The organism is bacterium (assembly GCA_016708025.1).
In the GTDB taxonomy this organism is placed as follows: domain Bacteria; phylum Zixibacteria; class MSB-5A5; order GN15; family FEB-12; genus FEB-12.
Genome location: JADJGQ010000001.1, coordinates 291,027 through 317,493 on the forward strand (window position 1 = coordinate 291,027; position 26,467 = coordinate 317,493).

General features: G+C 54.7%; 24 protein-coding genes. 23 read left to right on the forward strand and 1 reads right to left on the reverse strand.

Annotated features, from left to right (window positions below; genetic code table 11):
• The first annotated feature begins 35 nt into the window (after positions 1-35).
• The 9 genes from lipA to IPH75_01335 all read left to right on the forward strand — a co-directional run bounded on the left by lipA (position 36) and on the right by IPH75_01335 (position 9,112).
• The gene (gene lipA / locus IPH75_01295; protein ID MBK7140697.1) at positions 36-914 is read left to right on the forward strand and encodes a lipoyl synthase; all 879 of its coding nucleotides are present in this window, start codon (positions 36-38) and stop codon (positions 912-914) included.
• The gene (ispH, locus tag IPH75_01300; GenBank protein ID MBK7140698.1) at positions 908-1,831 is read left to right on the forward strand and encodes a 4-hydroxy-3-methylbut-2-enyl diphosphate reductase; all 924 of its coding nucleotides are present in this window, start codon (positions 908-910) and stop codon (positions 1,829-1,831) included. Before lipA ends, ispH begins: the two co-directional genes overlap by 7 nt.
• A gap of 27 nt (positions 1,832-1,858) precedes the next feature.
• Positions 1,859-4,102, forward strand: a complete 2,244-nt coding sequence (gene ccsA, locus IPH75_01305) for a cytochrome c biogenesis protein CcsA (GenBank protein ID MBK7140699.1) — start codon at positions 1,859-1,861, stop codon at positions 4,100-4,102.
• Positions 4,103-4,195: 93 nt separating this feature from the next.
• Positions 4,196-4,498 carry a Rieske 2Fe-2S domain-containing protein gene (locus IPH75_01310; GenBank protein ID MBK7140700.1) on the forward strand — a complete coding sequence of 101 codons (303 nt, stop codon included), beginning with the start codon at positions 4,196-4,198 and terminating at the stop codon, positions 4,496-4,498.
• A gap of 12 nt (positions 4,499-4,510) precedes the next feature.
• Entirely contained in the window at positions 4,511-5,128 is a 618-nt protein-coding gene (locus IPH75_01315) for an O-methyltransferase (protein MBK7140701.1), read from the forward strand.
• A 529-nt stretch (positions 5,129-5,657) separates the two neighbouring features.
• The gene (locus IPH75_01320; GenBank protein ID MBK7140702.1) at positions 5,658-6,092 is read left to right on the forward strand and encodes a hypothetical protein; all 435 of its coding nucleotides are present in this window, start codon (positions 5,658-5,660) and stop codon (positions 6,090-6,092) included.
• Positions 6,093-6,170: 78 nt separating this feature from the next.
• Positions 6,171-7,847, forward strand: coding sequence for an electron transfer flavoprotein-ubiquinone oxidoreductase (locus IPH75_01325; protein ID MBK7140703.1), 1,677 nt, complete (start codon positions 6,171-6,173; stop codon positions 7,845-7,847).
• A gap of 121 nt (positions 7,848-7,968) precedes the next feature.
• Positions 7,969-8,760, forward strand: a complete 792-nt coding sequence (locus IPH75_01330; GenBank protein MBK7140704.1) for a carbon-nitrogen hydrolase family protein — start codon at positions 7,969-7,971, stop codon at positions 8,758-8,760.
• Between the two features lie 109 nt (positions 8,761-8,869).
• Entirely contained in the window at positions 8,870-9,112 is a 243-nt protein-coding gene (locus tag IPH75_01335) for a hypothetical protein (GenBank protein MBK7140705.1), read from the forward strand.
• A gap of 29 nt (positions 9,113-9,141) precedes the next feature.
• Here the strand turns inward: IPH75_01335 and IPH75_01340 are convergent, their stop codons facing one another.
• Positions 9,142-10,974: a peptidylprolyl isomerase gene (locus IPH75_01340; GenBank protein ID MBK7140706.1), complete on the reverse strand. Its 1,833-nt coding sequence runs from the start codon at positions 10,972-10,974 to the stop codon at positions 9,142-9,144.
• A 212-nt stretch (positions 10,975-11,186) separates the two neighbouring features.
• On the opposite strand from IPH75_01340, the gene IPH75_01345 reads away from it, so the two are divergent.
• The 14 genes from IPH75_01345 to fliP all read left to right on the forward strand — a co-directional run bounded on the left by IPH75_01345 (position 11,187) and on the right by fliP (position 26,466).
• Complete coding sequence (locus IPH75_01345; protein MBK7140707.1) at positions 11,187-13,502, forward strand: M23 family metallopeptidase; 2,316 nt, start codon at positions 11,187-11,189, stop codon at positions 13,500-13,502.
• Positions 13,503-13,508: 6 nt separating this feature from the next.
• On the forward strand, positions 13,509-14,222 hold the full coding sequence (locus IPH75_01350; GenBank protein ID MBK7140708.1) for a rhomboid family intramembrane serine protease: 714 nt from the start codon (positions 13,509-13,511) through the stop codon (positions 14,220-14,222).
• Positions 14,223-14,590: 368 nt separating this feature from the next.
• On the forward strand, positions 14,591-16,837 hold the full coding sequence (gene pta, locus IPH75_01355; protein ID MBK7140709.1) for a phosphate acetyltransferase: 2,247 nt from the start codon (positions 14,591-14,593) through the stop codon (positions 16,835-16,837).
• Between the two features lie 247 nt (positions 16,838-17,084).
• Entirely contained in the window at positions 17,085-17,882 is a 798-nt protein-coding gene (locus IPH75_01360) for a hypothetical protein (GenBank protein ID MBK7140710.1), read from the forward strand.
• A 3-nt stretch (positions 17,883-17,885) separates the two neighbouring features.
• Positions 17,886-19,463, forward strand: a complete 1,578-nt coding sequence (locus IPH75_01365; GenBank protein ID MBK7140711.1) for a flagellar hook-length control protein FliK — start codon at positions 17,886-17,888, stop codon at positions 19,461-19,463.
• Positions 19,464-19,475: 12 nt separating this feature from the next.
• The gene (locus tag IPH75_01370) at positions 19,476-20,168 is read left to right on the forward strand and encodes a flagellar hook assembly protein FlgD (protein MBK7140712.1); all 693 of its coding nucleotides are present in this window, start codon (positions 19,476-19,478) and stop codon (positions 20,166-20,168) included.
• Between the two features lie 9 nt (positions 20,169-20,177).
• A complete protein-coding gene (locus tag IPH75_01375) occupies positions 20,178-20,579 on the forward strand; it encodes a hypothetical protein (protein ID MBK7140713.1) in 402 nt (133 codons plus the stop codon).
• A gap of 96 nt (positions 20,580-20,675) precedes the next feature.
• Positions 20,676-22,667, forward strand: coding sequence for a flagellar hook-basal body complex protein (locus IPH75_01380; protein ID MBK7140714.1), 1,992 nt, complete (start codon positions 20,676-20,678; stop codon positions 22,665-22,667).
• 4 nt (positions 22,668-22,671) lie between these two features.
• Complete coding sequence (locus IPH75_01385; GenBank protein MBK7140715.1) at positions 22,672-22,914, forward strand: flagellar FlbD family protein; 243 nt, start codon at positions 22,672-22,674, stop codon at positions 22,912-22,914.
• Positions 22,915-22,916: 2 nt separating this feature from the next.
• The gene (locus tag IPH75_01390; GenBank protein ID MBK7140716.1) at positions 22,917-23,522 is read left to right on the forward strand and encodes a flagellar basal body-associated FliL family protein; all 606 of its coding nucleotides are present in this window, start codon (positions 22,917-22,919) and stop codon (positions 23,520-23,522) included.
• 11 nt (positions 23,523-23,533) lie between these two features.
• The gene (gene fliM / locus IPH75_01395) at positions 23,534-24,532 is read left to right on the forward strand and encodes a flagellar motor switch protein FliM (GenBank protein MBK7140717.1); all 999 of its coding nucleotides are present in this window, start codon (positions 23,534-23,536) and stop codon (positions 24,530-24,532) included.
• Positions 24,529-25,083: a flagellar motor switch protein FliN gene (gene fliN / locus IPH75_01400; GenBank protein ID MBK7140718.1), complete on the forward strand. Its 555-nt coding sequence runs from the start codon at positions 24,529-24,531 to the stop codon at positions 25,081-25,083. Before fliM ends, fliN begins: the two co-directional genes overlap by 4 nt.
• The gene (fliO, locus tag IPH75_01405; protein ID MBK7140719.1) at positions 25,070-25,639 is read left to right on the forward strand and encodes a flagellar biosynthetic protein FliO; all 570 of its coding nucleotides are present in this window, start codon (positions 25,070-25,072) and stop codon (positions 25,637-25,639) included. Before fliN ends, fliO begins: the two co-directional genes overlap by 14 nt.
• A gap of 74 nt (positions 25,640-25,713) precedes the next feature.
• Complete coding sequence (gene fliP, locus IPH75_01410; protein MBK7140720.1) at positions 25,714-26,466, forward strand: flagellar type III secretion system pore protein FliP; 753 nt, start codon at positions 25,714-25,716, stop codon at positions 26,464-26,466.
• Position 26,467: the final 1 nt, after the last annotated feature.

The window sequence follows — 26,467 nt, forward strand, 5'->3', positions numbered from 1 at the left end:
GAGAAAAGCCGAAGGCACCAACGGTGGCGGAGCGGATGCAGACCCCGCACGTACGACTGCCACGGTGGATCAAGATCACGCCGACCTCGAATCCGAATTACCACCGAATTCGTCAGACGTTGAAAGAGAATGGTCTGCACTCGGTCTGTCAGGAAGCGTCCTGCCCCAATATCCGTGAATGCTACGGAGAGGGAACAGCAACCTTCATGATCCTCGGACATCACTGTACCCGGGGTTGTAACTTTTGTGATGTCATCAAGGCGCAGCCGCTGGGGCTCGATCTCGAAGAACCCGCCCGCCTTGCCCGAGTGGTCGCCGAGTTGAAACTAAAACAAGTCGTCATCACTTCGGTGACGCGAGATGACCTGCCGGATGGGGGAGCCTCTATTTTTGCCCGGACTATAGAGCTCCTCCGAAGGCAGGATAATGAAGTCAAAGTCGAATTCCTCGTCCCGGACTTCGCTGGCAAATATGACTCCGTCAAAGTGATCTTGGATTCCGGCGTGGATGTCTTTGCGCATAATGTCGAAACCGTCGCTCGCCTCCATAAACGCGTTCGCGGCGCCGCCAAGCTTGATCGCTCGCTTTCCGTCCTTCGATATGCCGCCGATTATTCGCCGCGCCCGGTTATCAAAACCGGATTTATGGTCGGATTAGGCGAAACCAGGGAAGAATTGGTAGAACTGATGCACCAGGTTTACGCAACCGGGTGCGATATCGTCACGATCGGCCAATACCTGCGCCCGTCGCTGGCTCACCTGCCGGTCGAACGGTTTTACGCGCCGGAAGAATTCGTTGAACTGGCCCGCATCGGGAAAGAGATCGGGTTTGCCCATGTCGAGGCCGGCCCGCTCGTCCGCAGTTCGTATAAGGCGTTTCACCAGTCGAAGGGAATACTGGAGAAGGCATGCTGAAGAAGATCATCATCGCCCGCCATCACGGCTTCTGCATGGGAGTCAAGCGGGCGATCAATATCGCCGAGGAAACCGCCCTGGATAAAGGCCGCAAGGTGACCATCCTCAATGAGATCGTGCACAACGAAACTGTTGTGCAGCGTTTTCTCGACAAAGGCGTTGGTCAGGTCTATTCCCTCAATGAAGTCAACGAAGGCACGCTTATCATCTCAGCTCATGGTATCGCCCCCAACGTGATCGAAGAAGCCAAGGCGAAGGGGCTCGATGTTGTCGATGCCACCTGCCCGCTGGTGACTCGCATCTATAATATCGTGATGAAGGTGATCGACAACGGTTACCATGTCATTCATTTTGGCGACCCGCATCATGATGAGACCCAGGGAGTAGTGGGCCACGCTCCGGACCGCATTACTGTGGTCACCAATAAGAGCGAACTGCCCAATTTGCCTGACTGGACCGACCGAAAACTCGGCCTTACTTCTCAGTCGACTTGCAACCAGGAAGAAGTCGCTGAATTTCAGAAACTGGCCAAAGAGAAATGGCCGCATATCGAGATATTTGACACCATCTGTAATGCCACCACCCAGCGGCAGAACGCGATTCTCGACCTCGCCCCGCAAGTGAATATGGTGCTGGTCGTTGGCTCAAAAACATCGGCCAATTCCGTCCGTCTGGCCCAGATCTCCGATGCCATTTGTGGACGCGGAATATTGATATCATCGGCCTCTGATATAAAGGATGACTGGTTCACTGACGACTCTATAGAAAGAGTCGGTATCTCCGCCGGTGCCTCCACTCCGGAGTTTCTGGTCGAGGCCGTAATCCAGCGACTGGTGACTATCTCCGGCGGAACCGCCGAAGTGGTGGTGCCGGAACGTCGCGAACGGATCCGCAATCTGGCCCAGCAAGCCGGCTAATCGGGCAGACAGGGAAGAGGCTATACCGTGGCGCATCTCGGCGATTTCTTCATCTTCACCGCAGCGATCGGCGCTTTTCTTTCAGGTCTATTTTATCTGCTCGCCTGGCGAGGCAAAGAGCAGTATCACAATCTCGGTCGTCGCTTTTTCCATGTGACCACCGTGGCCACTATCGGCGCGCTCAGCACCCTCATGTATCTCATCCTGACGCACGATTTCACGGTCGCCTATGTCTATTCTTATTCGTCAACCGATCTTCCGCTCCATTACTTGTTCGCCACTCTCTGGGGCGGACAGGAAGGGACCTTCCTTCTTTGGCTCTTCTATACGGTGATCCTTGGCACCATCATGATGTTCACCGCCCGGCAGTTCGAGCGCGGAAACATGTTCTTCCTGAACCTGTTTGTACTCTCTCTTCTGCTCATCATGATCAAGAAGTCTCCATTCGAGCTGATGCCGGTCTTTCGCGAAGAGGGCGCCGGGTTGAATCCGCTATTGCAAAATTTCTGGATGACCATTCATCCGCCCATCATGTTCTCCGGCTTTGCCGGAACGGTCTTTCCGTTCTGTTTCGCGTTGACCGCGCTGGTTGAGCGGAAATATCATACCTGGGCTGAGGCCGCCCGCCGCTGGACTATATTTGCCTGGGGTACTCTGGGTGTCTCGCTGATCCTTGGCGGCTACTGGGCATATGAAACGCTTGGCTGGGGTGGCTTCTGGGCATGGGATCCAGTCGAAAACTCGTCGCTCATCCCCTGGATCTTCCTGACCGCTCAGGTGCACTCGCTTTTCATCAAACGTCAGCGTCGCGGACTTCTCCGCTTTTCGCTTTTTGCCGTCTGCATGACATTCTGGTCGGTGCTGTACGGCACTTTCCTGACTCGTTCAGGCGTGCTTGCGGATTTCTCTGTCCATTCCTTTGTTGATCTGGGTATCAACGCGTTTCTTGTCACTGGCCTCTTCTTCTTTGTGGGAATGGGGCTGTTTTTCATGGCCTACAGATGGCGCGATATCACTCCAGAACCTTCTTATTCTAAAGTGGCATCACGCTCTTATCTGGTGACCCTCGGAGTGGTGGTACTGTTTATCGGTGGCCTGCTGGTGCTGATCGGTACATCTGCGCCGCTCTTGACGCGCGTGACCGAGAACCCCTCGAATGTCGGTCAGCCCTACTATTTCGCCACCATGACGCCAATCGCCGTCTGCATCTTACTGTTGATCTCGCTCTTCCCGGTCTTCCGCTGGAATGATGGTCTTGCCAAGCGTTGGCTGTTGATCCTCGGCGGCTCCGTATTTGCTCTGACCGTGGTAACCATGTTGCTCACCGGATTCACCTCCCAGATAATCTATCTGGCACTTTTTGGCGCGGCCTCATCGGCGCTGGTCGTCAACGGCTATGTGCTCTATGAGTCGTTCCGGCAGGGACGCTGGCAAACCGGCTATCTTTCTCACTGCGGACTGGCTCTTGCCCTAACAGGCGCTGCTCTCGCCAACGGCTTCGAAACTAAGCAACAGGTTAATCTGGTACAGAATCAGCCGTCCAATGTTATGGGCTACGAGATCACCTTCACCGGTGTTGAATCGACCGAAAAAGGCTTTGACTGCCACCTGAACGTGGTCAATGGCGATGATCAGTTCACTGCCATTCTGCCCCACGAATTCCCGAAAAATCAGGAAGGCGTGATGAAGAAACCCCATGTCGAAACATATCTAACCTACGACATTTACTTCGCTCCTGCATCGATAGAACTCCCCAAAGAAGAACCCCAGGGAGAGTACTTCCTGAAAAAAGGGGAGACGGTCCAGGTGGACAAATACGCCGTCACCTTCCATCGCTTTGAAATGGGTAATCACGGCGACCAGGATAGCGCCATGAGCGCCGCCGCTATTGTCACCATCGCTTATGATGGCAAGACCGAGGAGTTGGCCCCAGAACTGGTTGTTCGCGGTAATGAAGTTACCCCGATCTACTCGCGCTTCGACAACGAACGCGGCTCGATCTTCATTGCGGGCGTTCGCCCTGAAGATGGCGGAGTCAAACTTGCTTTCGAGGGTCCGTTTGTCCCCACTGGCGCCTCAACCCCGGGCCTTCTGGTGATTGAATTATCGAAAAAGCCGCTCATCCAGCTCTTCTGGATTGGCTGTTTCCTGGCATTTCTTGGCGGATTTCTCAGTATGTACAACCGCAAGCGTCGACGCACTGACAGCGGCACTCAGGATTCTAACGAAACCCGGAGAGAACTGCAGTCAGTTGCCAGCGATGCCGCCTGATCCAAGTCGGATCTTCTTGTTGCTAATCAGTCGCGAATGCTGTTTTAATCCTACCGGCTCCCGGACCGCAAACTGGTCCGGTCTGCCCGACCTATGATGAAAATCAAAATGTGCGCTCTGTCCGGGCTTCCTGTCGGTGCTGCGGTTGAAAAACGAATTCTGGCTCGCCGTGTGGCGGTCTTTAACGTCAATGGCACGCTGTACGGTATCGAATCCGAATGCAAACATATGAAAGCCAGTCTGACCACCGGCGGAGTTGTCGATGGTATTCTCACCTGCAAATGGCACGGGTGGAAGTATGACCTCGAGACCGGCGAGTGCCTCGGTCGGCCGGGGATGAAACTCCGACGCTACGATGTGGTGGTCGAGGGTGACGACGTTTACCTTATGCTGTAGGACGCATAGCACATGCACAAGAAAGTACATCGCTATCTGCTGGAAATGACTCCTGAACGGCCCGAAATGCTTCAGGAGATGGAACGCTATGCCGCGAAACACAAGTTTCCCATAATTGGACCGTTGGTCGGGCGATTACTCTACCAGATGGCGCTTTCCATCAAGGCGAAAAGAGTACTGGAACTTGGCTCGGGATATGGTTACTCCGCCCTCTGGTTTGCCATGGCGATCGGCCCAAAAGGGGAGATCGTCCTGACCGATGGAGACAAAGCCAATAAAGTACGGGCGCTTGAGTACATTGAACGTTCTCGTCTGCGTACAAAGTTTGATTTCAGGGTAGGGAATGCGTTGAATATCGCCCGGAATCTGCCCGGACCGTACGACATCATTCTCAACGACATCGATAAACAGGATTATCCACGCACTATCGACCTGGCCGCCGCTCGCCTTCGCAAGGGCGGACTCTTCATAACAGATAATCTGATCTGGTCGGGCCGGGTTGCAGACAAAGAGATGGACAAAACCACTCGCCGGATCGTGGAGTTTACGCGACTCCTCTACGCCGATAAGCGGTTCTTCACCACCGTCCTGCCGATCCGGGATGGCGTCGGTATTGCTGTCCGAATCTAATTCGGCAATCCGTCCATTCAACTGCCTGAATCCGTTGAACATTCGGTGTAACATTCCGTATTGAGTGTAGAATATCTCCGCCGGAAAGCGGAACCGAACCGACGGCTGATCGTTATAAAGGATGAGAGCCTCTTAAAGTAGTCGTTCGATTTTCCGATAACCTCACAAGGGGACCCTCGATTCAACGGGGCGCTTTCGAGTTCAGAGGATCTATTTCCGATTGCGATGGTAATGACTCGTTTGTACTGCGTAGAAAGTGCGAACGAACCCCGAACACGGATAGTTCTGTAGATTTTTTTGGCCGTTTTCCCTGTGGGAAAAGGTGAGAAATGTCGAAAATTGTGTTGACAAAGAGGTCGAAGAAACGTTTTAATATCGGCTCGTGATCGCGGGCTAGGTGAAGCGATCACCCGTTCTGAAGTCTGATTCTCCGCTATCCCGGAGATCATGAAATCACTGTACCAGTAGTTGAATGTTCTGCGACTCCGTCGCAATTGATGAGGCAACTCATCGTAAACCAGGAGGATATATGCCCCCCAAACGTGCCACGTTCATCACTTATGGCAACGATGAACAGTGCGCTGAAACTCGCCGATTCATCGAAGATGCCGGGGTGGATCTCGATACTCGTGACCTTGAGAAAAGACCGTTCACCGAAGATGAGATTCGCCGGTTGGTCGGTTATTTCAGCATAGAATACTTTTTAAATCCTGCTTCGAAATCTTTCGCCAAATTGGGGCTGGATCGTGAACTGCCGGAACGGCATGAAGTGATCAAAATGATGGCCGAGGACAACTCCCTTATCCGTCGCCCGATCATTCGTACCAACCGTCTCTTTACAATCGGCTGTGACCGTCGACGGATCTGTGAGATGCTCCAGATCTCTATGAATGGCCGTCAGGCCTCTGACGATGACCATGACAATGGTCCCGGCCACCAGCGCGTCTCCAGTTCCTCGAAGTAACCCCGGAGACTACCGGTTGCTTTTGCCGGGCGGCGACGTATATTCTGGCGAACCAAACGTCAACGTTCGGACTAAAGTATGCCTACTGAACGCGAAATTCTCGAGACAGATATTCTCATCGTCGGGGCCGGTCCTGCCGGCCTGGCTGTCGCCTACCGACTGGCCCAACTTCTCGCCGACAATCCCGCTGTCGAAAAACCTGAGATCCTCTTCATGGATAAAGGTTCTTATGTCGGCGCACACTCCCTTTCCGGTGCGGTCATGGATCCGCGCGGGATCGCCGAGCTGATCCCGGATTACAAAGAGAAAGGCGCACCGCTCGAGGCGCCCGTCTCCGCGGATTCCTTCTGTTATCTCACACCCTCCGGCAACCTCAAGGCGCCGATCAATCCGCCACCACTCGACAATCATGGCAACTACATCATCTCGCTCAATAAGTTCTCCGGATGGCTGGCGAAACAGGTCGAGGAGATGGGAGTTGACATCTACTCCGGCATGGCCGGTTTTGAGCTGCTGGTCGAGGATGGCAAAGTGATCGGAGTCCAGACCGTTGATATGGGACTCGACAAAGATGGAACGCCGAAATCGAATTTTGAACCCGGCTCGCTGGTGCATGCCAAAGTGACTATTCTCTGCGAAGGTGTACATGGCTCACTCACCCGCCAGGCTTTCGAGAAGATTCCCGAACTGACGCGCGATTGCCAGCCGCAATCCTACCTGACTGGCGTCAAAGAGGTCTGGGAGCTCCCCGCCGGACGCATCTCCGCCGGACAGGTCGTCCATACCATCGGCTATCCAGCCGAATCGTACGAATATGGCGGCGGATGGGTCTACGGCATGTCTGATACTCTCGTCTCAGTCGGCTATTGCATAGGTCTCGATTCACCGGATCCGACCAACGACCCGCATGCCCGTTTCCAGATGTACAAATCGCACCCCCTGATCCGCTCTTTTCTGGATGGTGGGACAATGCTCCACTATGGTGCGAAAACAGTCCCGGTCGCTGGCTATTATTCGATCCCCAGACTCTACCACGACGGCCTGATGCTCGCCGGCGACTCAGCCGGTATGCTCAATCCGCAACGTCTCAAAGGAGTGCACCTGGCGATCAAATCCGGCATGATGGTAGCCGAAACCCTGTTTGATGCCATCAAGTCGGGAGACTATTCGGCCAACACGCTCAAGGGATACGCCGACCGATTCCGCGCGAGTTGGGCGTACAAAGAGCTGTACGACACGCGCAATTTCCACGCCGGTTTCAAGTCCGGATTATTCGCCGGACTATTCCATGGCGGCATCCAGATGGTTACTGGCGGGCGCGGGCTGTTCGATCGAAAGCCGCACCATCGCGATCACGAGTATATGCTCAAGTTGGATCAGTTCGCGCAGCGGTTCGGCAAACCAGCCACTGCAAAGGATCTGAAATTCGACGGCAAACTGACCTTTGACAAGGTCACCGATGTTTACAAATCGGGGACCATGCACGAAGAACATCAGCCGTCGCACCTGGTGATCGCAGATTATGACATCTGCAACACCCGGTGTACGCAGGAGTACGGTAACCCCTGCCAGCACTTCTGTCCGGCCGATGTCTACAATATGGTGGATGACCCAGCCCGTCCCGGGAAGCTGAAGCTGGAACTGACCCCTTCCAACTGTGTCCATTGCAAAACGTGTGATATTGCCGACCCCTACCAGGTGATCCGCTGGGTCACACCACAGGGAGGCGAGGGGCCGAATTACACTAACTGCTGATGTTCCACATCAATAGGCGATCTCCAAGGGCGGCCCACTAGCCGCCCTTTACAATTCCTCACCATCTTTTGATGAACTTTGCACCACCTGGGGCGTATCTTATGCAAGGAAGTATGTCAAAATGCTCGTAAAAGTAGTGGCCGTGCAGGCAATGATGGGCGGACGGATCACGCTGGAAGAGAAGATCCATATCTTCAAACAGCGACCTGATTTCGTCTGCCTGCCGGAATACTATCTTATCGATCCCACCGTGACCGATTATCAGCGGGCCGCCTTGCGCCAGAATGAATACCTCGATTATCTCTGCCGCCTCTCCGATGAACTGCACACCTGCATTGTTGGAGGATCGATTGTCGAAGCCGCGGAGGGAAAATTGTTCAATACTTCGTTCGTCATCGACCACGGCTCGATCCTCGGCAAGTATAGAAAACGGTTTCCCGTCCCCGGTGAACTCGCCAAGGGGATCTCTCCCGGTTCTGATAATCTGGTCGTGACGCTCGACGGTGTCAGGTTCGCCATGATGATCTGCGGCGATGTGTTTTATCCGCATCTTTACGACGAGTTGCGTGAAGCTGGCGCGGATATAATTTTCGTCCCGACAACATCGCTCTATCGTCCCGATGATTCGCTCTCTCAGAAAAAGAACCGCGACCAGAAGTATTTCCTTGCCGGTGCCTCACAGGCCTGCGCTTATGTCGTGAAAGTTTGCGGTGTGGGAGAGATTTTCGGACGTCCGCTCCAGGGAAGGTCCCTGATCGCCGCCCCCTGGGGTATCCTTCAGCAGACCACCATGTATGAAGAATCCCAGTCTCGCATCCTTACCACGACTCTCGATATCAACGAGGTCCGCGAGTTTGGCCAGAAACTGCAGGCAAGCCAGGCCAGGACCGACGTGCATTCGCTTCTCGGCTGATCTCAATCGTCTTCTCACTCATCGTATCGAAGCTTGTCAAGCCTGACTCAACAATCGTATGCTTGCATTGTGATCCGGGGACAATGATCAAATTACAGAGGAGAGTGCTATGGCCGGTATGGCGATTGGTTCATTCGGAGTTCTGCTCCTGTTGGTCGCCTTTTATCTGAATCTCCGGGACAAATTGCCGCAGTCCAGCAAGCTCTATCTATTGATGAATCTGGTTGGGTCTGCCATGGCCGCTGTGTACGCAGTCATGACCAACAGCCTGCCGTTCGTGATTCTCGAAACGGCCTGGGCGATGGCCGCATTGTATGGACTCTTTCGACAAAAAGAAAAGGCCCCTCACTGAGGGGCCTTTATCACGATCAACTTTATGTTCTAGTTGTAAGACTGACGGTTGGCGCGCGCCACGTTGTTCACGATCTTCGATGATTGCATCAGATTCTCGTACCAGCGGGAGTACATCTCCTGCTGCTTGGCCGACATGATCTGCGAATAGATCGAATCACGCTTTTCGTTGAACTGCGTCAGGTCGGGGGACTGCTTCTCAATCAACTGCATCACCGCCGCGCCGGCGCTGTAACTGATCGGACCGACGATCTCACCAGGCGTCGACATCGAGAATGCCGCCGAGATCGCCACCGGATCACGGCCCAGTTCCGTCTGATAGCTATTGCGGGTCAGCCAGTCGGTGGTCGTGTAGATCAGCCCGTTCGCCTTAGCCGCAATCTCAAGCGACTGTCCCGCGCGGGTGCCGGCGACCACTCTCTCTGCTTGCGCGCGGCACTGCTCAGCGATCATTTCGCGACGGACTTCCTGCGTTACGCGAGGTTTCGCTTCTTCATACTGTGCTTCGCCGGCAGGGAGACGCTGCGCCACTTCAAGAACGAAAAACGCTGAGTTGTTTTCCATGACCGTGGATACAGCGCCAACTTCATTCTGAAACGCGAACGAATCCGCTACCACATCATATCCGATGAACGGCACTGCCATCCGACGGCTGAACGGAGTGGTTGTCTTGACTTCGAGACCAGTCTCACTCACCGCGGCGCTGAACCCCTTTTCGTCGGCGATCAACTGGAAATCAGAGAGCCGCTGGTAAGAGGCATCCAGTGAACTCTGCGATGATTCCACGCGCAGGAGAATATGTGAAGTATGTGCTTCGCGTACTTTCGGAGTGCCCGGCGTCAAAACCGTGTCCCGGTACCCGTGATGCTTGATTATGTGCCAGCCAAATTGGGTGCGGAATGGCTCGCTGACTTCGCCTTCCTGCATTCTAAATGTCATCTGATCGAATTCCGGGACCATCTTCCCCTGCTGATACCAGCCCAGGTCGCCTCCGGCCGCCGATGAGCCATCTTCGGAGTAGGTCCTGGCCATCTCGGCAAAATCTGCCCCTCCACGGATCGAATCATAGATCACTTTCAAACGGGCACCGGTCGATGACCAGTCTTCGTCGGTCGGCTTCTTTTCCAGCATGACCAGATTGAGAACCGCCCGCTCTTCCACTTTGTATTTCTCTTTGTTCTTCTCAAAATACTGCTTCAACTGATCTTCAGTCGGCGCCGGTGTGCTGGCCGCAAAACGGCTCTGCGGCACATTAACCAGTCCGATCTTCACCGACTCAAACCCTTCCAGGAACGTCTGTCTCAGTTCGGTCTCGGAGACCGCAACAGTCTGGACGACGATCTCCTGCATTTTGAGTCGCTCAATCTCGCCCCGAACGCCAGGTTCAAGCTGGGCCCAGAATGAGGTCCACTGCGGATCGGCCATTGCCTGCACATACTTCTGATAATCGAACTGACCGTTCGTCAGAAATGCCGGAACCTGTTGGAGGTATGACGGAGGCTGCATTCTCAAATAGGCATACAGCTCTTTTTCCGTGACGACGATATTGTTTTTGGCCGCTTCCTGGCTCAGCAACTCGTCATGGACCAACTGGTTCCAGGCGGTCTGCTCAAGCTCGCGGATCTTGCTGTCCGGCACCTCGGCATCAGACCGTTGCGACTCATTCTGATAGAGCTGTGTGTAAAGCCGCTGGTACATTTCCCAGGTGACATTTTCGCCGTTGATCGATCCGGCATAGTTGGCTTCGCCCCCCATCGACCGACCGGTGATATCCAGACCCCACTCAAGTACGATCATCGCCACGAAAAACAGCAAAACGATGATGATGATAGGGAAGATCATTTTCCGCAATGATTCAAACATCTATTCAGACTCCTCTGGTTTGCTTACTCTGGTTCCGCCAGCGGATTGAGCGGGGGCCGAACCGACAATCCACCGAATATAATCAAACATACCGGGATGGCAACACGTTACGGCCCGGCGACCATTAAAATTGTCTGTCCTTTGGACCTACTGTTTTGTAGTATCGGTACAATGATTAGTTCGACACCGACACCAAGGAAAAAGATACTGCAATGAATCGTCGCTCAACTTTCCTTCAAATCGCCCGCTTCTCACTAATACTATGTTTAGCAACACCTTGCGCGCTCTTTGCCGCCTGGCCGCTCGCCGGACAAATTGATCTTTCATCTGGCTTTGGCGATTATCGTTCCGGGCGATTCCATGCCGGTTTGGACCTTCGTACCGGCGGTGTTCCCGGAAAAGAGGTCAAAGCCCCGGTCGCTGGCTATATCTCGCGAATCCGGATGGCCTATACCGGATATGGGAAAGGTCTCTATATGACCGGCGATGATGGCCATACCTATGTTTTTGGTCATCTTCAGGGATTTAATCCGCTCCTCGAGAAGCTGGTTAAAGCCAAACAAACCCAGGCAAGACGCTACTTTGTTGATATAGAATTGCCAGCCGACTCAATTCGCGTTAAGCCGGGTGAGCTGATCGCCTATTCCGGACAGACCGGTGCCGGTGCACCACACCTGCACTTTGAGAAACGTGCCCCCAACAATATTCCGCTCAATCCGCTGACCCACGGTTACAAACTCTCAGACAAAGTACGGCCAACCTTTGAGCGCGTCGGCTTCCAGATGACCGATGATCACTCCCTTTTCTCCGACGGTAATAGAAAGATCTTCTTCCCGGTCAAAGGGACCGGCAAGGCCGGATCTTTCAAACTGGACACCGTTTTGTACTTCAACGCCCCTTTCGGCTTGCTCGCGGACTGCTACGACATGATGCGTACGGGGGGCATGCGCCAGACTGTTTACCGAATGCAGTTGTATGTCGATCAGACTCTCTACTACCAGGTCGAAATGGACACGATCGACTACAACGAGACTGCCGCGGCCAGCCTGATCTATGATTTTGGCGAAGCAGTTGATGGTGAACCGCGCGTCAAGCGACTCTACCACCGTATTGGCAATGGGTATGCCGGAACCACCAGCTATGGACCGGGGAAGGGGATTGTCGGTTCTGAAGATCAGCTTGCTTGGGGCTTGCACAATCTTCGGATCGTGGCCGAAGATGCCTTTGGCAACCGTAGCGAATTGACCGCAGCTTTTATCTGGGGGCCGTCCGAGGATCTGCATCCGTTCGACTCTATGGTCACGATCAATGATACCACGATCGACTACTACTTTTCAGTTCACGCCGCATATCAGCAGTTAGGGATCATTTCCCGGGCGGTATTCTTGAATCGTGGCGACACCTGGCATAAGGTGCCTCATGCCATCATCAGTGAACCGGAACCGAATCGCGTTGTAGTGCGAATGACCGGGGATGGTCAGCCACGGGCGGTCTTCCGTTTCCAGTATACCACTCAGACAAAGTGCCAGATCGCTGACTTTCCCTTCAATGGATTTGCGCTTCGCGGCATTCTCCCTCCGAAAGTTGCCTACGAATTGACTGATGACGGGATGATTGTGCGGGGCGAACTCGCCGGTCGAACCGGCTATCACGCGCAGGTCGAGTTGTTTCAAGGCGACAGCCTGCTCGGTATCGAACATCTCCGGCGATTCATCTCGATGAACCACTATGCCTTTTACATCCCTACCAAGCCTGAATACCAGATGATCACGCGAATTCAACTGCGCTTTCAGAGCGAACTGGGGATCGAACCACGCGTGCTCGATTCTTTGATGATAATCCAGGCGGGACGCCGGGATACTGTCAGGCTCGCGGTTGACACCCTATTCGAGTTAGTGATCGATAGCACTGATCTTTACCAGCCGTGCTTTGTTGACCTGCGAAAGTCGGTGCTTTCCGGAAAAGATGCGCTTCGCCTGATGACCGATCACTACATGTTTGGACCGGAAGACCTTTTGCTAAAAGGCCCGGTAGACCTGCGGGCGCGCCTGCTCAAACCGTTCCCTCTCCCCAAGCAACTAGGGCTCTGCCGTCTGGATAAGAAGAAAGATGCCTGGGTCTGGCTCGGTACGACAATCAATCCAAAAGGTGAGCTGATTGCCACCGCCAACCGTGGCGGTTCCTATCTGGTTGTCGCCGATTTCCAGCCCCCCAAGATCAGCGGGATCAGTCTGCCGGAATATCGTCCCATCAAAGAGCCAACCCCTGAGATAAGATTCACCTTGAGCGATGATCTCTCCGGATTTGAAGATGATAGAAGCATAATAATCACGATCGATGGCACCTGGCAGATCCCGGAATATGATCCGGAGACCAAGATCTGTCGGACCACACCCCTCCAGCCCCTGAAATCGGGCGAACATCAGTTGAAGATCATTGCCGTGGACCGCGCCGGCAATCAGGCACAGAAGAGCGTGACGTTTCAGATCGCCGATAATACCGCCGCCAAAAAGGGGAAGGGGAAGTAGCCGTTCATGTTTTTTCCGATTCGCGATGACAACCCGACCTTTCGAAAACCGATCCTGACCGTCGCTTTGATCGCGGTCAACACGCTGATCTTTCTCTACACGAAATCACTTGGCGAAGAGGGCTTCGCCCGCTTCATCTATTCGTTTGGATTTATCCCCGACCTTTTCCTCGGCACTAGCCAAAGCTATGACTTGCCGACCAGCTATTACCTGACTCCGCTTACCTCCATGTTCCTGCATGGTGGGTGGATGCATCTGATCGGCAACATGCTGGTCCTCTGGGTCTACGGCAACAATATCGAGGATTACTTCGGTCCGGTGAAATTCCTGATCTTCTATGTGATCGCCGGGTTTGCCGCCGTGGCGCTTTACGCGCTCTTTAATCTCGATTCACGCATCCCGCTCGTCGGTGCCTCCGGGGCGATCGCCGGAGTCATGGGAGCCTATATGGTGCTGCATCCGCGTGCTGAGATCACCGTACTCATCTTCTTTTTTTTCATTCAGTTTGTCGTGTTGCCTGCCAAGGTCGTACTTGGCCTCTGGTTCGGACTACAGGTAGTCATGTCGCTCATCGGGTCTGGCTCCGGAGGAGGGACCGCCTGGCTCGCGCATGTTGGTGGGTTTATTTTCGGATATCTTTTGCTACGCTTGCTCGTGAAATTGTGGGGGAGGCACGGTGGCAGTGGCGAGCGGCAACAAGTCTATCGTATGAATTGGTAAAGCGACTGGCATCTGGTTTCATGCAGTGAAAATGGATGTGGGAAATCTGACGCTCGACCTGAAGCGGCCAAAGAGGACGTTTTTGCCAATGATTTCTAAGGGCGACCTGCCAAACCGACCTTCTCATTTGGAACCTGTCGTTGACTTTGCGGTTGCTCCCATAACCTTTTATCATACAATATCCTACGATCAAGCAACCACCCTTCGGAAGCGAATCGGACAGACCTCAAATCTCAACCGCCGATCTGATCAGGGCCGCATATCAGCTTGATTTTCCAGACCGCCTCGACCTATATTGAGTTTGTGAAAAATGTAACAGTCTCCGACGTACCGAATCGTCGGTCCTTCCATAGAGGAGTCAACGCATTATGATCACGAAACAGCAAGCTCTCGATTACCACTCGCAAGGTAAACGAGGGAAGATCGAAGTTAATCCGACCAAGCCTTGTATCACCCAGCTTGACCTGTCGCTGGCGTATACTCCCGGCGTCGCTCAACCCTGCCTGGAGATTCATAACAATCCTGCGGATGTATACAAATACACCGCCAAGGGGAATCTTGTCGCTGTTGTTTCCAATGGCACGGCGGTTCTCGGATTAGGTGATATCGGCGCCGCCGCCGGTAAACCGGTGATGGAAGGAAAGGGAGTTCTTTTCAAAAGATTCGCTGATATCGACGTTTTTGATATCGAACTGGACACGCATGATCCGCAGGAGATCATTCGCTGCTGCCAGATCCTCGAGCCGACATTCGGTGGTATCAATCTCGAAGATATCAAAGCACCGGAGTGTTTCCTGATCGAAGAAACACTTAAGAAAACAATGAACATTCCGGTCTTCCACGACGACCAGCACGGGACCGCGATCATCTCCGGCGCCGCCTTGTTGAACGCACTGGAGATCGTGAAGAAGGATATCGGCAAGGTCCGCGTCGTTTACTCGGGAGCCGGCGCTGCCGGTATCGCCTGCGCCAAGCTCTACATTTCTCTCGGTGTCAATCCGGAAAATATGCTGATGGTCGACTCCAAGGGAGTTCTCTGGGAGGGGCGCGAAGATTTCAGCGGCAACAAGTACAAACAATACTTCGTCCGCAAGACCTCATGCCGCACCCTCGGCGATGCCATGAAAGATGCCGACGTCTTTGTCGGCGTGTCGGTCAAGGATATGGTGACCAAAGAAATGGTGAAATCGATGGGGCGCGACCCGATCATTTTTGCCATGGCGAATCCCGATCCCGAGATCACCTATCCTGACGCGATGGATGCCCGCAAGGATCTGATCATGGCGACCGGCCGTTCGGATTATCCGAACCAGGTCAACAATGTTCTCGGTTTCCCGTTCATCTTCCGTGGCGCACTCGATGTACATGCCACAGCGATCAATGAAGAGATGAAGATCGCCGCTGTCAAAGCGTTGGCCACTTTGGCGAAAGCGGATGTGCCTGAAGAGGTCGCCCGCGCGTATGGCGTCGATCACTTCAAATTCGGCCGCGAGTATATCATTCCCAAGCCGTTCGATCCGCGAATCCTGGTCTGGGAAGCTTCCGCCGTCGCGGCTGCCGCGATCGCAACTGGTGTCGCCAAAAACCCGATCGACATCGAGAAGTACAAACATGATCTTGCCCTTCGCATTGGCAAGGGACGGATCATCATGGGCGCCATTCATGAGAAAGCGAAAAAACAGCCGAAACGAGTAGTTTTCCCCGAAGGAAACTCGCGCCGTATTCTTCGCGCCGCTCATGTGGTTGCCACCGATGGTATCGGTCACCCGATCGTCCTTGGTGATCCCGAAGAGATCAAGCAGTTGGCGAAAGACAACGATGTCGAGATGGACGGTATCACCGTCATCAATCCTTCAACTTCCGACAAACGGAATGCCTATGCCCAGCGTTTCTTCGAATTGCGCCAGCGCAAAGGCGTCACCGCGGACAAAGCTAAGCATATCATGGAGCATCGCGAATATTTCGGCATGATGATGCTCGAAATGGGAGACTGCGATGCCGTCCTTTCCGGCGTGACCTCCGAATATCCGCAGACCATCAAACCGGCACTGCAGATCATCAAGCTGGCCGATGGGATCAAACGCGTCTCCGGTATGTTCGCCATGATCCAGAAGGATCAGGTCTACATGTTCGCCGACACGACGGTAAACGTTAATCCAACGGCGGAAGAGTTGGCCGAGATAGCCATTCTTTCCTCGAAGGTTGCCCGTCGGTTCAACATTGAACCGAAGATAGCCATGCTGTCGTTCTCAAACTTTGGCTCTGCGCCGTATCCGGAATCGGAGAAGGTTGCCAAAGCGACTCAGATCGTCCACCAGCGCGCTCCTGAGCTGATGGTGGATGGCGAGATTCAGGCCGATGCTGCGGTGATGCCTGATTTCGTCGAGCGCTATTTCCCGTTCTCGACGCTCAAGGAGGCAGCCAATGTCTTTATTTTCCCGGACCTTGGTTCGGCGAATATCGCTTACAAACTGCTTCATCGTATTGGCGGCATGATGGCGGTCGGACCGATCCTGATGGGTCTTTCCAAGCCGGTTCATGTGCTGCACCGCACGCTGGAAGTCAACGAGATCGTTGATATGGCCGCGATCGCAGTAGTCGACGCGCAGAAGTAGTCGATTTAGATCCGTATAAGAACGGCGCCGGAACGATTAGTTCGTTTCGGCGCCTTCGTTTAGCCTTCGGAATAACTTTCCCAGCCGGTCGGATTCTCCTTTCCCGCATCTCACCTGACCCCCCTTCTCTTGAATTTTCCCGTATCGCCTAAATCGTTACATCACAATGACGTGTGACGCACGCTCGACTTCGGCACACCCCTTGCTTAATACGGCAACGGAGAAATAGCATCATGCGGAGTAGTGTGTGACAAAAGATAAGACCAAACCCGAAGACGGGGCACAGCCGACTGCCGAAGGGCAGGCCGATAAGGCGGCCCAAAAGCCGGGGCTGATGAAAAAGCTTATGCCGATCCTCCTGTTCGGCGTGGGTGGATTGGTGCTGCTCGGCGGCGCCGTTTATGTCACCCTGATGTTTCTCGGCGGCGAACCCAAGGCGGAGGCGGAAGCTGACTCAAAGGTCGTCGTGGCCGACAGCAGTAAACATGCTGACTCGACATCGCATGCTTCGCATACCGATTCACTGCCCACTACCGACCATGAGGTCGCTTCCACTGATTCCATGTCTGCCGCGGCCGACAGCGCCGAAGCTGCCGCTGAGTTGACCCGCAATATCGCGGCGATGACCGAGGCACTGGCTGATCCGACCGCAATCGAAGCTGAGATGGATCACGCCGAAGCTATGGGAAAAGAGGAATCACTCCAGGCAGTCGATTGGCTGACCAAGGAACAGAATAAACTCGAGACCCGTGAAAAAGAGATCACTTCACGCGAGCAGGAACTGCAGAAGAAAGATCGCGAGATCGCCCAGAAACTGCTCAAGATAGAGCAAGCCAGTTCTGACCGCGTTACCAATCTCGCCAAACTGTACGATGGGATGGAAGCTGAGGCGGTCTCAAAGATCCTGGCCAACCTCGAGGATGAACTGGTTGTTTCCATCATCCCCAAAATGAAACAGAAGAATGCATCGGCCGTGCTGGCTCTTATGCCGCCACAGCGTGCCGCAAATCTCTCTAAACAGATCATAACTCTGGCGAGCGAATAACCAATGATGCTGCCGTTTGTCAACATTCTGCCTACCAGCCCAGCCGGGATCGGTTCCGCCAAGCCATTTGGCGGCGAACCGTTGTCGAATGGGACCGGCGATGGACAAACATTTGAATCATTGATGAACCTGTTCGGCATGGCCGAACCGGCGCTCTCCGCTTTCCCTATTAATAGTGAAGCGAACATTCAGTCCAAGTCCCTGACCGACGGATCGACCTCGCTGGACGAGGCTATCGCCTCGATGCTGGCCGGATCGATTCAGTCGCCGGTGGCGAATACGGGACTTGAGCAGACCGTCAAGATCGTAAACGCCGAACTGGCTGGTGATGCGTCATTCCGAGCGGTAACCCCGGAGTCCATACTCCAACCGGTCGAACCGAATCTGCAACTCGATCAGAAGTTATCGCTACCGATCGCGCAGCCCTGGACCATGACCCTGGCGCAACATCGGCCAATCGACCTGAAACCCGGAAAATATCAGGTTCTCAAGCAGGATCTGAATAATGGCAAGCTGACGCTTGACCTCAAGTCAACCGACAATGCTGAGCCGATAAAAGTTACAATCCCGATCGAGCTTCTCCACCAGGAAAGCCACGATGCGATCACGCCTGCAGTAAAGCAGTCTGCAGGCGTTCAGACTACCCCGACCCGCGTCACGCTGGTTTCGCCGAACAAAACCGAGCTCGAGTCTCTGCTCGGTAAGGTGAATGTCCGCGAAATGGAAGTGACGGTCGAACCGACCAGCGCCGTCTATCAGGCGGCTGATGAACCGATGAAAGTGCAGATCGTCGCCGAACAGGCCGGACAGAATCTGCTTTTTGCCGGTAAGTTGAATCGTGCTCAACTCAAAGCGCAGACCTCCACCAAAAAGACGGTTTCCGCGGTCGCCACACCGGCAACCAACGAAAACCCGACTCCGGTTGCGGCCAATGGATTGACCGTTGACTCTGTCAGCTTGCCGCGCCGTCGTGTGGTGCGCCCGGTCGCGTTTGAATCTGAGGGCCAGGCGAAAACGCAGGACTCCGAATTGATCGCCAAACTACTGATTCCATCTAGTCAGGACGGGGCGATCAAACAGGATGGGCTCGATCAGTTCACCCTAAAGTCAACCAATGTACTTGACCAGACCACGCAACAGGCACGGATGGAGATCCCGCGAGTCAAGATAACCATGCCGCAGGAGATGCCGCAGATCAAAGCGGATGGCCAGACGATCATGCTGAAGATCGAACCGGAACATCTGGGACCGGCAAAGCTCGAACTGTCTGTCCGCGGCGAGTCAATGTCTGCCCGTGTGACAGTTGAGACTGTCCATGCCAAAGCGGCGGTAGAAAGCTCTCTCGATCAACTGAACGACCAGCTCGCCCGCGCGGGTGTGAAGGTCAACTATATAGAGGTAAACGTGCGAGGCGGCGGAGCGGACAGCCAGTTCTTCCATCGCCAGTCGGAATGGTTCCGTTCGCAGCAACCTCGTGTCGCCAGGATCGCCGATGATCTGCTGGCCGAAGCTTCAAAGATCGTTCCGGCTGCCATGCCGGTCTCGTATCTCGGCGCCGGCAGCGTCAACTTATATGCGTAGGAGTGTGAAGAGATGTCATTCATTTCACCAATAGCCACCGATGTTTCCGGCAACGCCAAGACAACCGGGGGCAGTCAGGTTCTCGGCAAGGATGATTTCCTGCAACTGCTGGTTACCAAACTGCAGTATCAGGATCCGCTCGAGCCGATGCAGGATGAAGATTTCATCGCCCAGTTGGCGCAGTTCTCTTCGCTCGAACAGATGAACAACATCGCCGAGGGGATCACTTCGTCCAACCAGTGGGATTATCTCCAGATGCAGTCGCTGAACAACGCCATGGCCTCCGGCCTGATCGGCAAGGAAGTCCAGGCGGAATATTCAGGCATCTATCTCGACAGCGGCAAGAGTGCTTCGGTCGCCTACACGCTTACCCAGCCGGCCAAGTCACTGACCATGGTCATCAAAGATGCCGACGGGAATGAGATTGCTCGCGTGACCAAGAAAGATCTCGGCACCGGTTCCGGGACGATCACCTGGGACGGCAAGGATGCCATGGGTAATACCATGCAAACCGGCTACTACACAGTCGAAACGACGGCGACCAATCTGTCCGACGCAACGTTTTCGCCCAGCATGGCGATCTCCGGCATCGTGACTCGCGTCTCCTATCGTGACGGCTCCGCATTTGTCAATGTCAACGGCATGGAGATATCGCTCGGCGACATCACGGCGGTTGGCGAACAAGGTTCATTCGACGAGGACTAAGAGCGAGCGATGGCACAAGGAACACGCATAGCGGCCTACCAGCGCCCGGTCAATCTGATCGAGATCGCGCAGCGGGGCAACGCGCCGACCAGATCGAACGAGTCCAGCCAGACAGAGTCGTTTAAGCAGGCGCTGACCAAAGAGCTGTCATCCAATCGTCCGGTGACGGTCTCCAAGCATGCCAGCGAACGTCTCTACTCACGAGGGATTGAATTCGGCGAACAGCGTATGCAGCAGGTAGCCGATGCCCTGGATAAGGCGGAAGCGAAGGGTTCCAAAGAAACGTTGATCCTGTTCGACGAGATGGCGATGGTCGCCTCCGTCAAGAATAGAACCATCATCACCGCGTTCGATCGTGACCGGCTGCGCGAAGGCGTTGTCACTTCGATCGACTCGGCGATCATTATCTGAGCAAACAATGAAACTGATAAACGATAAACCTCAAACAAGGCTGGACCCCATGATAAATGGGGGGGCCTTGCTCATCCCTAAGGAGGGAAGCAACCCATGATGGCATCACTGTACGCCGGTGTGTCCGGATTGAAAAACCACCAGACGAAACTCAACGTCATTGGTAACAACATCGCCAACGTCAACACCATCGGCTTCAAAACCGGTCGTGTGAACTTCCAGGAAGCGCTCGTTCAGAGCTACAAGGGCGCAGGTCGTCCGAGTGCCGTCTCCGGCGGTACCAACCCGATCCAACTCGGTCTTGGGATGCAGGTGGCGACGGTGGACAACCTGTTCCTGCAGGGTGGTCTCGAAACGACTGGCCAGATCACTGACCTGGCGATCCAGGGCTCAGGATTTTTCGTCCTGGGTGACTCGAACGACAACAAGTTTTACACGCGCTCCGGAGCCTTTGGCTTCGACGCCGAATCCAATCTCGTCGACCCGGCTACCGGTTTGTACGTGCTTGGCAAAATGGCTGATTCGTCCGGCAACATTCCGTCGCTGGCGACGACCGGCCCGATCACGCTGCCGTTTGGACAGCAGGATCCGGCTCGCTCGACCGAATTTGTCACCCTGGCGAACAACCTTGACTCCGCTGCAACAGACTCGCTCGCTCGCTTGAACGATGCCGGCAACTCCGGTGTCACCTCGGTCAGCGGCACGGCCATTGACGGTATCGGCGGTACGCACTCGATCGTCATCACCGGTAACCAGGCGGTCAACGCTACCTATACCGGCGCGAATGTCGGTAATGATGGTACCGGCGGCGCGATCGGCGCTCTTGGATTGACTATGACGCTTGGTTCACTCGGCGTCACCGATTTCACCAACTATGGATTCAGCGTGGATGGCCGCACGACCCAGATCATCTCCGGGTTGAACGCGAATTCCACGATCAGCGACCTGATCAATGCCACCAACCAGATCGACGGTATCACCGCGGCGCTGGTCGGCGGACAGATCCAGATCACTCGTGACAAAGCGGGTGCCGATACAGATTTCAATTTCCTTTCAACGGCCGGCACGGCCACTGTCGGCGGCGGCGGTGGCGCGACTGCCGGTAATGTCATCGGTGTGGTGTTTGGCGTGAACGGCGGGACTTTCCAGTCTTCCGGCGGCGCGGCGACCACTTACATCGCGAGTGACACCTTCACTCCGGAGCGCGGCTACGGTCCGGCGGCCGGTCCGCAGATCACGACTCTTGACCTGATCATTGACAACATCACGGGTAAAGTGGTCGGCCTGGATGGGCTCGGCGGCGGCGGCGTGGAATTGGAAGCGACCAATGGTCTGACTGCTACCGGCGCAAACCCGCTGATAGTGACGACCGATGCTACCATGCACTCCACCTCGATCAACGTGTACGACTCACTCGGCGGCAGACATACAATGTCGATCGAGTTCTTCAAGTCGCTCGTCCCGAATCGCTGGGAGTGGCGTGTCTCGACCCTCGGCAACGAAGGGATCACCGCCGGTCAGACCGGTTCGGTCTCTTTCAACGCTGACGGTTCACTCAATGCCTTTGATTACTTTGGCGGCGCTACCGGCGTCACCATCAGCCCGAATAACGGCGCGGAGAACATGACAGTCGCATTCCGCGCAGGTACGGCCGGCAACTTTGACGGCCTGACCGGATTCAGCTCTGGAAGCCATACCGCCTCGATCATTGGCCAGGATGGATACGGACTTGGAATTCTGGAGAAAGTCGCGATCGATCAGGCCGGTAACATCTCGGGTATCTTCTCGAATGGTGTGACCCGTGTTCTGGCGCAGATCGCGCTGGCCGACTTCACCAACCAGGCTGGCTTGCGCAAAGCAGGGCGGTCCATGTATCAGCCGTCGGCGAACTCCGGCGAGCCGGTGGAAGGTACGGCCGGGGCAACCATTTCTGCCGAGATCACCTCGGGGGCGCTCGAGTCCTCGTCGGTCGATATCGCGCAGGAATTCACCAGTATGATCACCACGCAACGCGGCTTCCAGGCCAATGCGCGGATCATTACCACCTCGGACGACATGCTCGACGAGTTGGTGAACCTGAAGAGATAAGTAGATGATAAAGGTTACCAGGATAAATGATTCTGATCTGGTGATCAACGCCGACCTGATCGAGTTCGTCGAGGCGATTCCCGACACGATCATCTCGCTGACAACCGGCAAGAAGATCATGGTTAAGAACTCGCCCGATGAGATCATCGAAAAGGTAGCGGCATTCAGACGATTGTCAGCCGGTCGGGGAATCATCCCGACCGCTGACTCAACCGATGCACATGTAACGCCACGACAAGGATTGTGACGATGGCAGCAGACAACGACAAAACGCAGGTTCAGCCGGCCGAAGGGGCCGAGGCGAAACCGGCCAAAAAGAAACCCAGCAAACTGATCCTGTTCGGCGGGATCGGCGCCGGCATTCTCGTCATAGGCGTCGTCCTGGCGATCTTCGTCCTCAAGCCAATGATGGCCGGAGGCGGGGAAGAGGCCGCGGAAGAAACCAAAACCGAGGCAAAGGAAGAGCACGGCGAAAAGACGTCCGGACATGGCGAGGAAAAGAAACCTGCCAAGAAAGCGGAGAAAGAGAAATCCGCTCATGGAGAAGCGAGCGAATCACTCGTCTACTCCATCAAGGATATCGTCGTTAATCCGGCCGGAACCGCCGGATCCCGCTTCCTGTCGGTTTCGTTTGGCTTCGAACTGGGCTCCAAAGAGTTGATGGCCGAGTTCGAAACTCGCGAACCGATCGTGCGCGATGTGCTCATCACGATCCTTTCCTCCAAAACGCTGGCGGAATTGACCGATGCCAAACAAAAAGAAGTTATGCGCGTGCAGATACGGAAACGGATATCCCAGGTCCTTGAGACCGAGGAATTGGCCGGAGTTTATTACACCGATTTTGTGCTTCAATAAGGCAGGCAGTAGTGGCAAAGATTCTTACACAGGACGAAATTGACGCGTTATTGACCACCGTCTCATCGGGCGAAGTGAACGATGCGGACAGTTACGATGACGCGAAATTGCGGTCCGTCGTCGCCTATGATTTCAAGCATCCGAATCGCGTCTCCAAAGACCAGATCCGGACGCTGGAAAACATGCACGACAACTTTGCGGGCCATTTCGGCTCGATGCTCTCGGCGGTGCTGCGATCGATCGTTGACGTCGACCTCGTGTCGGTCGATCAGATCACGTACTCCGAGTTCATCATGTCGCTGGTTTCGCCTTCCTGTACCTATACGTTTTCCTCCAGACCGCTGGATGCCGCCTGTCTGGTCGATTTCAACCCGACCCTCACTTTCTCGCTGATCGACCGGATGTTCGGCGGTCACGGAAAGATCCTCGAGACCGAACGTGAATTGACCGGGATCGAGCGATCGGTGATGGGGCGTCTGGTCGACCGGATGTACCGCGAACTGGAGAAGTCCTGGGAGCATATCGTCAAGGTTGGGATCGAGCAGATCAGTTTTGAAACCAATCCGCAGTTCATTCAGATCGTTCCGCCGGGTGAAACGGTGGTAGTGATCTCCTTCCAGGTGAAACTGTTCCAGTCGACCGGTTTGTTGACCATTTGCTATCCGTATGTTTCGCTCGAACCGATCATCACCAAGCTGTCGGCGCAGAACTGGATCGATGCCACGAAGCGGAAAAATGTTGACGCCGACCGCGATGTCAACCAGCACAACGTGTACGAGGTTTCAGCAGACGTCTCGGCCATTCTGTTACGTTCGAATATCAAGCTGCGGGATTTCATGTCACTGAAGATCGGCGATATCATTCCATCGGAAAAGAAGATCCATCAGCCGATCGATGTGTGCGTCAACCGCCGCAAAAAATATGTCGCCCGTCCCGGTTTGACGGGCAAGAAGCGGGCTTTCCAGGTGGTCTCAGCCTGGGAACCAATCTCTAAGGAGAAATTAGCATGACAGACGAAAAGGACATGGAGTTCGCCGGAGCCGAGGGAGGGCAGCCCGATGCCTTTCCGGGGGCCGGAGGTCAGGATGACCAGCCCATACCGTCCAAGGCGCCGGTCGGAGTAGTCAATCCCAACGATGCATCGGAAGAGGATGCCGAGGCCGCCATGCTTCGCATGCTCGAGGATCTCCCTCAGGAGAATCGCTCGACTTCGCCCGATGATATCGATTTCGGATCCGCCCCGGTGGCGCGAGCCGAATTCCAGCAACTGCAGCAACCGGCCGGAGGAAGTACGCCGCGTAACCTCGACCTGTTGATGGATGTCGATCTGCCGGTCGCCATTGAACTCGGACGGACCAAGATGTCCATCTCCGAGATCCTGGCGCTTGGACCTGGATCGGTGGTCGAGCTAAACAAGCTCGCCGGCGAACCGGTCGACCTGCTGGTCAACAGCAAAGTGGTCGCCAAAGGGGAAGTGGTGGTCATCGATGAAAATTTCGGCCTGCGGATCACCCAGTTGATCACGCCGGAAGAAAGGCTGAAGGCGCTTGGCGCAGAATAATCCCAGCCGACGTCGTGCGATCACGACCTCCATCATCCTGGCGCTTGCCCTGATCGGAATGCTCGTGATCACCTCGAACCGTCCCGGCAACAGCAGCCCACTGCTGGCGCAGGCCGATGGTTCAACCACGACAGATACAGTAGCGACATCGTCACCGGCTTACAAACCGATGGTTGATACAGCCGGCGCGACCGGTTCCATCGTCAAGATGGTGCTCGCGCTGGTGATCGTGATCATTTGCATTTATACCGGGATCTGGTTGCTCAAGAAGATGACCGCTCGACGCCATGGAGGCAGTCGTAAAGCGTTCATGCTTGAAGTGCTGGAGACCGCATATATCGATCCCAAAAAATCTCTCTCGCTCGTGCGAGTAGCTGATAAGTCGGTTCTCATCGGAGTGACCGACAACCAGATCTCGGTCCTGACGGAGCTGGATACCGAACTCACCAAGGCCGCCATGGAGGCTGCCAATCAAGGGAATCAGGGTGATTCGTTTACCACTATGCTCAAGTCGGCGACCCAGAAACTGGGCGGTTTCGGTAAGAAGAATTCGTAACGCGCTGCGATGGATTGCGGTGCGCAACGCCTGCATATGGATGTGCGGGCTGACCATGAAAGATATAGGACATTATGCTGCGGCGAACCAAGCTTCTCCTGTTGGCTGCTCTCTGCTTCCTGATGGTTGCAGCAGATATCTCAGCTCAGGCACTCCCTAAAGTCACGGTCGAGGTCGGCAAAGCGGCCACGCCGGGTGATCTGTCGGTCACCCTGCAGGTTGTCGTCATGATGACGATTCTGGCACTGGCGCCATCGATCCTGATCATGACGACCTCGTTCATCCGGATCGCGGTGGTCCTTTCTTTCCTGCGTCAGGCGATCGGCACTCAACAGATGCCGCCGAACCAGTTGCTGGTCGGATTAGCCCTGATCCTGACATTCTTCATCATGTCGCCGGTCTTTACGACATCGTACGATACCGGCATCAAACCGTACCTCGATGAAAAGATCACCAAGGAAGAAGCATTCGATAAAGCAGTCCAGCCATTCCGTAAATTCATGCTGGCGCAAACGCGCGAACAGGATCTGGCATTGTTCGTCAACATGGCAAAACTCCCGGCGCCACAAACTGCCGACGATATCCCGTTGCACGTGATGATCCCAGGATTTGTCATCTCGGAACTGCGTACAGCGTTTCAGATCGCATTCGTGATCTTCATTCCATTCCTGGTGATCGATATGGTGGTCGCCTCGGTGCTGATGTCGATGGGTATGATGATGCTCCCACCGATCATCGTTTCGTTGCCGTTCAAGATCCTGCTGTTCGTATTGGTCGACGGCTGGTATCTGCTCGTGAAATCGCTGGTTGAATCATTCCACATGTAAG

Bases quoted from the DNA above. Each gene is read 5' to 3' on its own strand.
- pta (MBK7140709.1), top strand. From the start codon at position 14,591: ATGATCACGAAACAGCAAGCTCTCGATTACCACTCGCAAGGTAAACGA.
- IPH75_01370 (MBK7140712.1), top strand. From the start codon at position 19,476: ATGTCATTCATTTCACCAATAGCCACCGATGTTTCCGGCAACGCCAAG.
- IPH75_01350 (MBK7140708.1), top strand. From the start codon at position 13,509: ATGTTTTTTCCGATTCGCGATGACAACCCGACCTTTCGAAAACCGATC.
- IPH75_01345 (MBK7140707.1), top strand. From the start codon at position 11,187: ATGAATCGTCGCTCAACTTTCCTTCAAATCGCCCGCTTCTCACTAATA.
- IPH75_01310 (MBK7140700.1), top strand. From the start codon at position 4,196: ATGATGAAAATCAAAATGTGCGCTCTGTCCGGGCTTCCTGTCGGTGCT.
- IPH75_01315 (MBK7140701.1), top strand. From the start codon at position 4,511: ATGCACAAGAAAGTACATCGCTATCTGCTGGAAATGACTCCTGAACGG.
- IPH75_01365 (MBK7140711.1), top strand. From the start codon at position 17,886: ATGATGCTGCCGTTTGTCAACATTCTGCCTACCAGCCCAGCCGGGATC.
- IPH75_01340 (MBK7140706.1), bottom strand. From the start codon at position 10,974: ATGTTTGAATCATTGCGGAAAATGATCTTCCCTATCATCATCATCGTT.
- fliP (MBK7140720.1), top strand. From the start codon at position 25,714: ATGCTGCGGCGAACCAAGCTTCTCCTGTTGGCTGCTCTCTGCTTCCTG.
- IPH75_01385 (MBK7140715.1), top strand. From the start codon at position 22,672: ATGATAAAGGTTACCAGGATAAATGATTCTGATCTGGTGATCAACGCC.
- lipA (MBK7140697.1), top strand. From the start codon at position 36: ATGCAGACCCCGCACGTACGACTGCCACGGTGGATCAAGATCACGCCG.
- IPH75_01335 (MBK7140705.1), top strand. From the start codon at position 8,870: ATGGCCGGTATGGCGATTGGTTCATTCGGAGTTCTGCTCCTGTTGGTC.
- IPH75_01375 (MBK7140713.1), top strand. From the start codon at position 20,178: ATGGCACAAGGAACACGCATAGCGGCCTACCAGCGCCCGGTCAATCTG.
- fliN (MBK7140718.1), top strand. From the start codon at position 24,529: ATGACAGACGAAAAGGACATGGAGTTCGCCGGAGCCGAGGGAGGGCAG.
- IPH75_01380 (MBK7140714.1), top strand. From the start codon at position 20,676: ATGATGGCATCACTGTACGCCGGTGTGTCCGGATTGAAAAACCACCAG.
- IPH75_01330 (MBK7140704.1), top strand. From the start codon at position 7,969: ATGCTCGTAAAAGTAGTGGCCGTGCAGGCAATGATGGGCGGACGGATC.
- IPH75_01390 (MBK7140716.1), top strand. From the start codon at position 22,917: ATGGCAGCAGACAACGACAAAACGCAGGTTCAGCCGGCCGAAGGGGCC.
- IPH75_01325 (MBK7140703.1), top strand. From the start codon at position 6,171: ATGCCTACTGAACGCGAAATTCTCGAGACAGATATTCTCATCGTCGGG.
- IPH75_01320 (MBK7140702.1), top strand. From the start codon at position 5,658: ATGCCCCCCAAACGTGCCACGTTCATCACTTATGGCAACGATGAACAG.
- ispH (MBK7140698.1), top strand. From the start codon at position 908: ATGCTGAAGAAGATCATCATCGCCCGCCATCACGGCTTCTGCATGGGA.